Origin of the sequence: Peribacillus simplex NBRC 15720 = DSM 1321 (genome assembly GCF_002243645.1) — a bacterium.
In the GTDB taxonomy this organism is placed as follows: Bacteria; Bacillota; Bacilli; order Bacillales; family DSM-1321; genus Peribacillus; species Peribacillus simplex.
This window is the reverse complement of the sequence record NZ_CP017704.1, coordinates 1026279-1038643: the sequence shown is the minus strand read 5'-3', so window position 1 is coordinate 1038643 and position 12365 is coordinate 1026279. Positions and strand designations below refer to the sequence as shown.

Here is a 12365-nt window from a genome sequence, read left to right as displayed (position 1 = left end):
AATGCAGAAACAAAAAAATATGAAGCATGGGGCAGCCGGATTATTCTTCTTATTCGGCCTGCTCTTTTTTGTGTTAGTCTGCCGCTTTTTGTATATTCAGGTGACAGGTACAGCAGGCGGGGAGGTTCTGGCTTCAAAAATCGACAAGAAATATGAAAAAAAACAGATCATAGAAGCAAAAAGGGGAAGCATACTCGATACAAAAGGTGAAGTCATCGCCGAGGATACTTCCTCCTATATCTTAAGGGCTGTACTCAGTGAAAAGGAGCATGAGCATGTCAAGGATCCGGAGATGACCGCGAATAAGCTTGCTAAATATATCGACATGGATGAACAGGACATCTATGAAAGACTTACGAAAAAAGGGGCATACCAGGTGGAGTTTGGCAGTGCCGGCAAGGATTTGACTCAGGTCGTCAAGCAGAAAATAGAAAAATTGGAACTGCCGGGAATTACATTCGGAAGAACCAATAAACGATTTTATCCTAATGGGATTTTCGCTTCCCATCTGATTGGCTATGTAGAAAAGGATGAAGAAACGGGAGAAATGGCTGGTAAGTTCGGCATCGAAAAGTACCTCAATAAAGAATTGCAGGAAACGGATGGGAAGCTGACATATGACAGTGACTCATGGGGCTTCCTCTTACCGGATAAAGAGGAAAAGGTTGTTGCTCCGGATAATGGCAATGATGTCATGCTTACAATCGACAAGAAAATACAAACGTTCCTGGAAGATTCGATGAGCAAAGTGCAGGAAAAATACGATCCCGAGCAAATCATAGCGATTGTCTCCAATCCCAAAACGGGGGAGATTGTGGCGATGGGGCAAAGGCCTACCTTCCATCCGACAACGAAAGTCGGGCTTACGGATACATGGCGTAACCTGGCTATTGAAGAAACCTTCGAACCGGGATCAACCATGAAAACATTCACCCTTGCCGCGGCTGTTGAGGAAGGGGTCTTTAATCCGAATGAAAGTTTTGTTGCTGGAACCTACAAAGCCGGATCGGGGAAAATCGGAGATCATAGCGGAATCGAAAGAGGGAAGAGCATGACCTTTCTTGAAGGGGTTCAACGTTCCTCCAACGTCGCTTTTGCTACTCTTGCAATGGATAAGATAGGAGAGGATACTTTCCGTGAGTATTTGACTAAGTTCGGATTTGATAAAAAAACGGGAATTGACCTGCCGAACGAGATAACCGGTAAAATTCAATACAAGTATAAACTTGAAAAAGTTACTACTTCCTTTGGACAGGGTTCAACCATTACACCGATTCAACAAATCCAAGCTGCATCCGCAATAGCCAACGACGGAAAAATGATGCGGCCGTACGTGATAAAAAGCATTTCCGATCAGGATACCGGAAAAATTTTGAAAACGACAAAGCCGAAAGTGACAGGGCAACCGATTTCGGAAGAAACTGCAAAACAAGTACGTGATTATTTGGAAACGGTAATTTCCGCGAAAAAAGGAACAGGGAAAAAATATGCCATTGATGGATATAAAGTAGCGGGGAAAACCGGTACTGCACAAATTGCGGGTCCGACAGGTAGATATTTAGAAGGGAAAAATAACTATGTATTCTCCTTTTTAGGTATGGCTCCAAAAGATGATCCGCAGTTGGTCATGTATGTGGCGGTCAAGCAGCCGAAGTTAGGTGTTTCTTATGTTGGGGCTGATCCATTGTCAGAGATATTTAATCCTGTCATGCAAAATAGCCTGCAATATCTAAACATCAAACCTTCTGATGTTAAAAAACAAGAAGCAAATAAAATCGTTGACTATACGAATCAAACCGAGAGTTCAGCTGTCAAAGAACTGAAGGAACTTGGTTATGATGTAAGTACGATCGGAAGTGGACGTAAAGTGCTCGATCAATCCCCAAAAGCAGGGAGCATACTCTTACAGGGTGAAAAGATAATCCTGAGGACGGAAGGCGAAATGAAAGTTCCTGACATGAAGGGATGGTCCCTGCGCGATGTTATGAAATTGGCTAAGGTTGCAAAACTGGATCTGAAAACTGAAGGTACCGGATATGTGAGTAAACAGAGTCTTGAGGCCGGGAAAAAGGTTAATGAAGGAGAGACCTTCAATATAAAATTATCCCAGCCTGAAGGAGCTGGTAAAGATATACCGACAAAAGAGAAAACAGAGTGATGATAAAGAGGGGATCCAAATGGATCCCCTCTTTAATTCTTTCGAAGTTTCTAGTCTAGCGTCGAGTAGACAAGCATATATTGAAGCATGTATGAAATGGAGGTGCCTTTTTTTGCGTGTTTCGAATGTTACTGTCCGAAAACGGCTGGCAATCGCATTGGCTATCGGTATCGTTGTTTTTTTTATCATTGATATCCGATTGGGAATTGTACAGTTTTATCTAGGGGATAAGTTGACGGGGCTGGCTAAAGATTCCTGGAGCAGGAATATTCCTTTTGAGGCCAAACGAGGAGAAATTCTGGATCGGAATGGTGTCGAGCTGGCAACGAATATATCTGCGCCAACAGTCTATGTCATCCCAAGACAGATTGAGAATCCTGGGGAGACGGCGGAACAGCTTGCTTCAATATTGGATATGACAAAGGAAAAGGCTTATCAATGGTTAACGAAACAGGCGATGAGCGTCAGAATTCCGGAAGGCAGAAAGATATCTCATGAAAAGGCGAAGGAAATTAAAGCATTAGGGATAAAGGGCGTTTATATCGCTGAAGATTCAAAGCGCCATTACCCATTTGGTGAATACCTTTCGCATGTTCTTGGCTTTACTGGCTCTGACAATCAAGGGTTGATGGGTGTTGAATTGTCTTATGATAAGGAACTAAGTGGGGAAAAAGGATTCGTTAAATTTTACTCGGATGCCAAAGGGAAAAGGCTTGAGAATATGGCCGATGACTATAAGCCCCCTGTTGATGGTGATAACTTGAAGCTTACCATCGATAGCAAAATCCAGACAATTGTGGAGAGGGAGCTCGATAATGCGGAGGCGACATATGACCCCGATGGTTTAATCGCCATTGCAATGGACCCAAATACAGGGGAAATATTGGCAATGTCAAGCAGGCCAACCTTCGACCCGGCTAATTTTCAAAATGTACCTTCAGAAGTGTATAATCGTAATTTACCAGTTTGGAGTATATATGAACCAGGTTCGACTTTTAAGATCATCACGCTTGCTGCGGCGCTTGAAGAAGGGAAGGTCGACTTACAAAAGGAGCATTTTTATGATTCCGGACATGTGGAAGTGTCAGGTTCTACACTGCATTGCTGGAAAAGCGGAGGACATGGGGACCAAACTTTTCTTGAAGTCGTCGAGAACTCATGTAACCCTGGTTTTGTAGAATTAGGGAACCGGCTTGGTAAAGACAAGCTGTTTAAATATATAAATGATTTCGGGTTTGGGCAAAAGACGGGGATTGATTTAACCGGAGAAGGAAAAGGAATCATGTTCAACATGGATCAAGTGGGTCCGGTTGAGCAGGCAACGACCGCGTTTGGACAAGGAGTAGCCGTAACGCCCATTCAGCAGGTGACAGCGGTATCGGCGGCTGTGAATGGCGGAACTTTGTATACACCTTATATCGCGAAGGAGCTGGTGAATCCAAAAAATGGGGAAGTTCTGATGCGAAAGACCCCACAGGCGAAGAAAAAGGTGATTTCAGAGGCAACCTCGAAGAAAGTCCGTGAAGCACTTGAATCCGTTGTCGCCCAAGGTAGCGGTAAAGGAGCATTCGTGGAGTCGTACCGAGTCGGCGGGAAAACGGGTACAGCCCAAAAAGCTGAAAATGGCAGATACCTTGAAAATAATTATATTCTCTCATTCATTGGTGTCGCTCCAGCAGATGATCCGCAAATCGTCGTTTATATAGCTGTGGATAATCCGAAAGGAACGGTACAATTCGGCGGGGTCGTTGCCGCACCGATCGTTGGTAATATCATGGAGGATTCACTTAGGGCCATGGGCGTCAAGCCAAGGAAAAACCAGATTGAGAAGGAAACGGTCTGGACGGATCCAGTCATGGTCGAGGTACCTGACGTTGTGGGTCTCAGCAAAAAAGAGTTGCAAACCCAGCTCATCGACCTTAAGCTGGATATTGCCGGAAATGGGGATAAAGTCATAAATCAAGCCCCGGATCCAGGTGTTAAAGTAAAACAAGGCTCTACAATAAGAATTTATCTTGGCGAAAATACAGAATAAGTATAATATAATATATGAATAGTTAAAGCGGCTGAAGAATCATCAGCCGCTTTGTTTACGGAGTCGGGATAACCCCGTATAATTGAAATTGGTTTCTCGACAAGCCAAGGCTAATCACATATAATGAATCCTCAAATTAAGTTGAGAGGGATGGAAAAATGAAGCTTCACAAATTACTATCTTATTTACACTCCTTATTTACGTATGAAGGAGAAAATCCTGAAATCACCTCCATTGAAAATGATAACCGTAAAGTCATAGACGGAAGTTTATTTGTTTGTATAAAAGGTTATACAGTTGATGGTCATGATTTTGCCCAACTTGCTGTAGAACATGGAGCTGCAGCAGTCATTGCCGAAAGGCCGCTTGACCTCGATGTTCCCGTTATCGTAGTTAGGGATTCGAGCAGGGCGATGGCGGTGCTTGCCGATGCATTCTATGGCCATCCGACTCAAAAGATGCGCTTGATCGGAATTACAGGTACGAATGGAAAGACGACGACCAGTCACTTATTGGAAAAGATTTTCGAGGATCGACAAGAAAAAACAGGCTTGATTGGCACGATGTATACAAAAATTGCCGATACGGTATATGAAACTAAGAATACGACGCCAGATAGCGTTACGCTGCAGAAGGCTTTTCATGAAATGGCCGAAGCATCTGTTACCACGGCCATAATGGAAGTTTCATCGCATGCACTTGAGCTTGGACGCGTCCATGGCTGTGACTATGATATTGCCGTCTTTACGAATCTAACACAGGATCATTTGGATTTTCATAAAACCATGGACAGATACAGGCAGGCAAAATCCTTATTTTTCTCACAGCTCGGCAATGCTTACATAGAAAAGCGTCCTAAATATGCTGTGCTTAATGCTGATGATGAGGCAACAGCTGATTTCATTAAAGCGACTGCTGCTACAGTCGTAACATACGGCATAGACAAAGAAGCAGATATCAGGGCCAAGGATATAAAAATTGATGCAAATGGCACATCGTTCACCTTGACAGCAGGTAAAGAAGAGCGTTACATTCAGCTGAAGCTAATTGGTAAATTCAGTGTTTATAATGTACTCTCTGCCATCTCTGCTGCTTTGTGCGCCGGTAACGATCTAGATGAGACAATTAGATCCATCGAGGAAATAAAAGGTGTTGCAGGCCGTTTTGAGCTCATTACAGCGAATCAGGACTTTCCAGTCATTGTTGACTATGCCCATACTCCGGACAGTTTAGAAAATGTTCTAAAGACTGTTGGTGAGTTTGCTAGAAAGAAAATCTTTGTGATAGTGGGCTGCGGAGGGGACCGAGACAAGACAAAGCGTCCCATCATGGCCGAAATTGCATGCAGCTTGGCGACTGACCCGATCTTCACTTCGGATAATCCACGCAGTGAAGATCCTGCCCAGATTCTGCGGGATATGGAAGCTGGTGTAGCGGGCAAAGAATATACGGTTATTGAAGACCGCAGGCAGGCGATAGCTTACGCTGTTTCCAAGGCGGAAGAGGGCGACGTTATATTAATAGCTGGAAAAGGTCATGAAACCTATCAATTGGTCGGTGACGAAGTGCTTCACTTCGATGACCGTGAAGAAGCGGAAAAGGCGATTCAGAGTCGTTTGGGTTCAGTTTGATCCAACGCTGAAATTGCCCTGCAACAAATAAGAAAAGACATCAAGCAGAATTTTATATTTGAATTGTGTTAGGAATGAGGGAGTAAGGAATGTTGGAACAAGTGATTTTTTATACGATTTTGGTGGCGTTTTTAGTAACCGTTCTTCTTTCGCCGATTTTCATCCCGTTTTTAAGAAGATTGAAATTCGGGCAAAGTATAAGGGAAGAAGGCCCACAATCGCATCTGAAGAAAACGGGAACACCCACAATGGGCGGTTTGGTCATATTATTATCTGTTACCATCGCAACACTAGTCATGACATTGAAATTTTCGGCACCTTCAACCGAAACGTATTTATTATTATTCGTTACTTTAGGATTTGGTTTATTAGGTTTCCTGGATGATTTCATCAAAGTGGTCATGAAGCGAAACCTAGGACTGACTTCCAAGCAAAAACTGCTTGGACAAATTGTGATTTCGGTCATCTTTTACTTCGTCTTTAAGCAGACAGACCGTTTTAATCCTGAATTGACGATTCCAGGCACGGACTTTGCTTTTGATTTTGGCTGGTTTTATCTGTTTATCGTTATTTTCTGGCTGGTAGGTTTTTCGAATGCCGTCAATTTGACGGATGGGCTTGATGGTCTTGTATCAGGAACATCAGCCATTGCCTTTGGGGCTTTTGCCATTTTGGCCTGGAGTCAGTCACAATATGATGTCGCTATTTTTTCGGTGGCGGTTGTCGGTGCAGTACTTGGATTTTTGGTATTCAATGCACATCCAGCAAAGGTTTTCATGGGGGATACGGGTTCCTTGGCCCTTGGAGGAGCGATCGCAACCATCGCCTTGTTAACGAAGCTTGAAATCCTCCTGGTAATCATTGGCGGAGTCTTCGTCATTGAGACGCTCTCGGTCATCCTGCAGGTAGGATCTTTTAAAACGACTGGTAAACGTATTTTTAAAATGAGTCCGCTTCACCACCATTATGAGCTTTCCGGCTGGTCGGAATGGCGCGTCGTCGTGACTTTCTGGACAGTGGGGCTGCTGTGTGCGGTACTCGGAATCTATTTAGAGGTGTGGATATAATTGAAAGAGACTGTAAAGTATTCAGAGAAAAAGATATTAGTATTGGGTTTGGCAAAAAGCGGAGTGATGGCAGCTTCGCTTCTACATAAATTAGGTGCTTTTGTGACGGTTAATGACATGAAGCCATTATCGGAAAATCCTGAGGCTCAGGGACTTCTTGAACAGGGAATCAAAGTCATCTGCGGTAGTCATCCAATCGAGCTTCTTGATGAGGGTTTCGAGCTGATCGTTAAAAACCCGGGAATTCCCTATCGGAACCCTATTGTAAAAGGGGCATTGGAAAAAGGGATTCCTGTTATAACGGAAGTTGAACTTGCCTATCAGATAAGTGAAGCACCTTTTATAGGAATCACTGGTACAAATGGGAAAACGACCACGACAACATTGATATACGAAATGTTGAAGACCGGTGAAAAATCCCCGCTGATTGCCGGTAATATCGGGACAGTGGCTTCAGGTGTTGCTGAAAAAGCAAAACCAGATGACTCGATCGTCATTGAATTATCATCGTTTCAGTTAATGGGAATAGACGAATTTCGTCCTGAAATCTCAATCGTGACAAATTTGTATGATGCACATTTGGATTATCACAGTTCCAAACAGGAATATGTCGAAGCAAAAGCTGCAATTACGAAAAATCAAATAGCCTCAGATTTCATGATTTATAATGCAGATCAAGAACTTGTTTTATCCATGGCGAAAAAGACGAAGGCTGAACTTGTTCCTTTTTCAGCTGAAATGAAACATGAGAATGGAGCCTATGTGGAAGATGGTGCAGTCTGTTTCCGAGGAGAAAAAATCATTGAAGTTTCAGAGATAGCCCTTCCTGGGAAGCATAATTTGGAAAATGTACTCGCGGCCATCTCAGCCGCCAAACTGAAGGGGGTAGCTAACGAAGCCATTCAGACTGTACTGAAAACATTTTATGGTGTGGAGCACCGTCTGCAGTTCGTAGCAACGATCGATAACCGTAAATTTTATAATGATTCGAAAGCGACGAACATTCTTGCAGCATCCAAAGCGCTAACATCTTTCACGGAACCTGTCATCTTATTGGCAGGCGGTTTGGATCGGGGAAATGAATTTGATGAGTTGAAACCGGCGATGAAAAATGTCAAAGCCGTAATAACTTTTGGTGAAACGGCAGAAAAAATTGAACGGGTAGCCAAAGAAATAGGAATAGCGAATATAAAACGTGTCGATAATGTAGAAAAGGCCGTGCCGGCTGCATTTGAATTATCAAATGAAGGCGACTGCATTCTTCTCTCCCCGGCTTGTGCAAGCTGGGATCAATATAAAACTTTTGAGCAAAGAGGAGACATGTTTATGGAGGCCGTGCATAAACTTAAGTAAGAGCTTTCGCAGAGAGAAGTGAACCTGCTTCTACGTTGACACCTTGGAAAAAAGCGATAATGAGCCGTTATCGCTTTTTTTTTGACTAAAGTGCTGACAAGCAATCAGTATTGATGTTTATATTCGTAGGCTCGAAAAACTTCCTAGAGGTGGATGTCCGTGCCATTAAAAAAATCGAATCCTGATCTCATTCTCATAATCGTCACCTTAAGTCTTTTGACTGTTGGATTAATCATGGTTTACAGCGCGAGTGCCATTTGGGCAACATATAAATTTGATGATTCGTTTTATTTTGCTAAAAGGCAGTTGCTGTTTGCCTGCGTTGGTGTCATAGCCATGTTTTTCATCATGAATGTGGATTACTGGACGTGGCGGACATGGGCCAAGATCCTTATCATCATTTGTTTCATTATGTTACTGGCTGTGCTTGTACCAGGTATAGGGATGGCGAGAAATGGTTCGAGGAGCTGGATTGGTGTAGGTGCCTTTTCGGTCCAACCCTCTGAGTTCATGAAGCTGGCGATGATCGCTTTTTTAGCTAAGTTTTTATCAGAACGGCAAAAGCTGATCACCTCCTTTAAAAAGGGGATGCTTCCATCCTTGGGTTTAGTGTTATTGGCATTTGGATTGATCATGTTACAGCCGGACCTTGGAACGGGAACGGTAATGGTTGGAACATGCATCGTTATGATTTTTATTTCCGGGGCAAAGATCAGCCACTTTGTCGGCTTGGGTCTAATCGGGGTAGCAGGTTTTATCGGTCTAATATTGTCAGCGCCCTACCGGATAAAAAGGATTACGTCTTTTCTGGATCCTTGGGAAGACCCTTTGGGCAGTGGATTTCAAATGATTCAATCGTTTTATGCAATCGGGCCTGGGGGATTGTTCGGATTGGGACTTGGGCAAAGCCGTCAAAAGTTTTTCTATTTACCAGAACCGCAGACTGATTTCATTTTTGCCATACTTTCCGAGGAACTTGGCTTCATCGGGGGCTCTCTGGTCATTTTATTATTTGCCCTTATGCTTTGGCGGGGCATTCGGATTGCACTTGGTGCCCCTGATTTATATGGGAGCCTTGTAGCGGTGGGAATCATTGCAATGGTCGCCATTCAAGTGATGATCAATATAGGGGTGGTAACGGGACTGATGCCAGTTACGGGGATCACCTTGCCCCTCTTAAGTTATGGCGGTTCATCCTTGACACTTATGTTGATGGCGATTGGGGTGCTCCTGAACATTAGCCGTTATTCAAGGTTCTGAAATAAGTAAAATATATGGTTTGGCAAAAGGGAAGTCCTGTTAAACGCAGGGCTTCCTTTTTTTACGTTAAAAACCCTTGCAGGAAAACGATTTTGGAGGGTGCCTCGCCGAAAATTAGAAATAATTGAAATGCCGCTTAAATATTACCATGTATGAATGTTGGGGAATCCACAATAAATATTGGCAATACGGCTTTGTTTAGACTATAGTATAAGAGGGTTAGGCCATACTGGGGCTTGCTTCTGTTCATTTTTCTGCTAAAAAGGCGTTGTTAAACTTGTAATATAAGTGACCTCATGGAAGAGGAAATGAAAATAATAACTTGGAATTTTTGGAACAACAAGGAGGTTTATCATGGATAATGTGATAAAGCAATTAACTGAAATGAAAATCGGCAAAGTTCTTGAACAGGAACCGCTTGCGAATCATACAACTATGAAAATTGGAGGGCCGGCTGATTTATTCATCGTGCCGTCATCCGTTGAAAATATAGAAAAAACGATGCAGGTTATCAAAGAACATGGAATGCCATGGAGGGTGATCGGCAGGGGCTCGAACCTACTTGTCAGTGATGGTGGAATTGAAGGTGCCGTGCTTAAATTGGGTAAAGGACTTGATCATCTCGAGATAAATGGAACGGAGATTAAAGCAGGCGCTGGGGTATCACTTGTCAGCCTGTCCGTACAAATCAGTAAAAAAGGGTATGCAGGATTGGAATTTGCCAGTGGGATTCCTGGTTCCGTCGGCGGAGCTGTCTATATGAACGCTGGTGCACACGGTTCCGATATGAGTGAAATCCTCAAGGAGGCACATGTTCTTTTTGAAGATGGAACTCTAGCTTGGCTTTCGAAGGAAGACATGGAGTTTTCTTATCGGACTTCTCTGCTTCAGAAGAAAAGACCTGGTATCGTACTGGAAGCAATTTTTCAATTGACAGAGGGTGATAAAACCGAAATCGTTGAAAGAATGCAGAATAACAAGAATTATCGTAAAGAAACCCAGCCTTATAATCTTCCATGTGCCGGGAGCATATTTAGGAATCCACTTCCACATCATGCTGGTAAATTGGTAGAGAATGCGGGCTTGAAGGGACATTCTATTGGCGGAGCTCAGATTTCACCGATGCATGGGAACTTTATCGTTAACACAGGTAATGGAAGTGCAGCGGATGTTCAAGCCTTGATACAGCATGTGAAGGATACTGTGTATGATAAGTTTGAAATTGAAATGGAAACAGAAGTGGAAATTATCGGAAGAAAATAATAGGATTCATTATATCCAAATATTGTGATATAATGTGTTACCTTTTAAAGTTTGTTAATAACCAAATATTGAGTTTGTCTTGATTCCGCACTGTCAAGAACCATCCATTTTTTCAGGAAGAGGTGAAGGGGATGGAAAAGGGGAAAATCGTTTCCATTGAGGACCGCATCCCGAAATTAAAACAATTAAGAAAAAGCAAAGCAAACAGGCGACTTGTTCTTTTGCTTTCCCTTTTCTTCATTCTGGTTGCTTGTGTGCTATATTTCTTATCCCCGTTGAGCTATGTGAAATCTGTGCAGGTAGAGGGGAATCGTTATATTACTTCCAAACAGATCATTAAATTGAGTAAGGTGAAGATGAATCGAAGCATCTGGAAGGTTGATACAGGTGCAGCCGCAGCCAATATCAAAAAAAATCAAGAAATAAAAAGCGTTAAGGTGACACCGGTATTTCCTAATTCCATTAAAATTACGGTTTCAGAACATAACAGGATGGCGTATCTGTCCAATAATGGGAAGTTTGCACCCATTTTGGAAAACGGGTCCGTTTTAGAGGAGTTAGCAACAGGCGAAATTCCAGTATTTGCCCCTGTTTTAATTGGTTTCAAAGAGGGTAAAGCATTAAAGTTGCTTTTAGAAGAGCTGGACAAGCTTCCTGTCGAGATTCAGAATGCCATTTCAGAAATTCATTACGCTCCAACCAAAACCGATGTCTATCATATCGTCATGTTTATGAACGATGGGTTTGAAGTAAGTGCGACAAGCCGTACTTTATACGAGAAAATGATTCACTATCCATCGATTGTCAGCCAGTTGGATCCAGAGGTAAAGGGAGTCATCGATCTGGAAGTGGGTTCTTATTTTAAAGCATATGAAGACGCTGAACAAAAGGAAGACACTAATGAGGAAAATTAATGGCAAACAGGTGGTTTTACCCCTGGTTTGCGTGGTTCTCGGATTCATGATTGCCTTCTCTTACAATCTGACCAAAGAAGGTGAAGGTGCAGGGAAGGACAAAGCCTGGGATCAGGAATATGAGCTTAGGCAGCAGCTGATCGAACAAGAGAAACAGAACCGGGAACTTCAGAAGGAACTCCTTCAGAAGCAAGAAAATGTATCTCAAATAGAAAAAGACCTAGCTCAGGAAAAGCAGCTTTTTTTCAATTTGGCAAAGGATACGGAAAAATACCGTATGTTTCTCGGAAAAGTGAAAGTGAAAGGCTCAGGCCTTCAAGTGACGCTTGAAGATGGTACAGATATGGATTCAGAAGACAATGTTAATAATTACCTCGTCCATGAACAGCATGTCTTCAAGGTCGTCAATGAACTATACATTTCAGGTGCAGAGGCTGTTGCGATTAACGGTCAAAGGTTAAATCATGATTCATACATAATTTGTAATGGGCCAGTGATTACAATCGATGGCCATCAGCATCCTGCTCCCTTCATCATATCTGCGATTGGGGACCCGGATGTCCTGGGTGCTTCACTAGACTTACCCGGTGGCATCAAGGAACAGCTGGTTAATGAGAATATTATCTTTACAGTGGAAAAGCAAAAGAATATCATTTTTGATCCAATTATTGGAGGGTAATCAGA

Annotated in this window: 9 protein-coding genes; all 9 read left to right on the top strand. The window is 42.8% G+C overall.

Annotated elements, in window-relative coordinates; genetic code table 11:
- Position 1: 1 nt before the first annotated feature.
- The 9 genes from BS1321_RS04755 to BS1321_RS04715 all read left to right on the top strand — a co-directional run bounded on the left by BS1321_RS04755 (position 2) and on the right by BS1321_RS04715 (position 12360).
- Positions 2-2158, top strand: a complete 2157-nt coding sequence (locus tag BS1321_RS04755; RefSeq protein ID WP_063231938.1) for a penicillin-binding protein — start codon at positions 2-4, stop codon at positions 2156-2158.
- A 112-nt stretch (positions 2159-2270) separates the two neighbouring features.
- Positions 2271-4193, top strand: a complete 1923-nt coding sequence (locus BS1321_RS04750) for a stage V sporulation protein D (protein WP_063231937.1) — start codon at positions 2271-2273, stop codon at positions 4191-4193.
- Between the two features lie 158 nt (positions 4194-4351).
- Entirely contained in the window at positions 4352-5824 is a 1473-nt protein-coding gene (locus BS1321_RS04745; RefSeq protein WP_063231936.1) for a UDP-N-acetylmuramoyl-L-alanyl-D-glutamate--2,6-diaminopimelate ligase, read from the top strand.
- Between the two features lie 89 nt (positions 5825-5913).
- Positions 5914-6891, top strand: coding sequence for a phospho-N-acetylmuramoyl-pentapeptide-transferase (gene mraY, locus BS1321_RS04740; RefSeq protein WP_034313901.1), 978 nt, complete (start codon positions 5914-5916; stop codon positions 6889-6891).
- Positions 6892-8244 carry a UDP-N-acetylmuramoyl-L-alanine--D-glutamate ligase gene (gene murD, locus BS1321_RS04735; protein ID WP_063231935.1) on the top strand — a complete coding sequence of 451 codons (1353 nt, stop codon included), beginning with the start codon at positions 6892-6894 and terminating at the stop codon, positions 8242-8244.
- 159 nt (positions 8245-8403) lie between these two features.
- Positions 8404-9504, top strand: coding sequence for a stage V sporulation protein E (gene spoVE / locus BS1321_RS04730; RefSeq protein WP_094246579.1), 1101 nt, complete (start codon positions 8404-8406; stop codon positions 9502-9504).
- A 354-nt stretch (positions 9505-9858) separates the two neighbouring features.
- Complete coding sequence (gene murB, locus BS1321_RS04725) at positions 9859-10767, top strand: UDP-N-acetylmuramate dehydrogenase (protein WP_063231933.1); 909 nt, start codon at positions 9859-9861, stop codon at positions 10765-10767.
- 131 nt (positions 10768-10898) lie between these two features.
- Positions 10899-11681, top strand: coding sequence for a cell division protein FtsQ/DivIB (locus tag BS1321_RS04720; RefSeq protein ID WP_063231932.1), 783 nt, complete (start codon positions 10899-10901; stop codon positions 11679-11681).
- Positions 11668-12360, top strand: coding sequence for a DUF881 domain-containing protein (locus BS1321_RS04715; protein ID WP_081112822.1), 693 nt, complete (start codon positions 11668-11670; stop codon positions 12358-12360). The genes BS1321_RS04720 and BS1321_RS04715 overlap by 14 nt, the downstream gene beginning before the upstream one ends.
- Positions 12361-12365: the final 5 nt, after the last annotated feature.

Excerpts from the sequence above, each read along its gene's own strand:
- BS1321_RS04720 (WP_063231932.1), top strand. The coding sequence starts at position 10,899 with ATGGAAAAGGGGAAAATCGTTTCCATTGAGGACCGCATCCCGAAATTA.
- BS1321_RS04715 (WP_081112822.1), top strand. The coding sequence starts at position 11,668 with ATGAGGAAAATTAATGGCAAACAGGTGGTTTTACCCCTGGTTTGCGTG.
- mraY (WP_034313901.1), top strand. The coding sequence starts at position 5,914 with ATGTTGGAACAAGTGATTTTTTATACGATTTTGGTGGCGTTTTTAGTA.
- BS1321_RS04755 (WP_063231938.1), top strand. The coding sequence starts at position 2 with ATGCAGAAACAAAAAAATATGAAGCATGGGGCAGCCGGATTATTCTTC.
- BS1321_RS04745 (WP_063231936.1), top strand. The coding sequence starts at position 4,352 with ATGAAGCTTCACAAATTACTATCTTATTTACACTCCTTATTTACGTAT.
- murB (WP_063231933.1), top strand. The coding sequence starts at position 9,859 with ATGGATAATGTGATAAAGCAATTAACTGAAATGAAAATCGGCAAAGTT.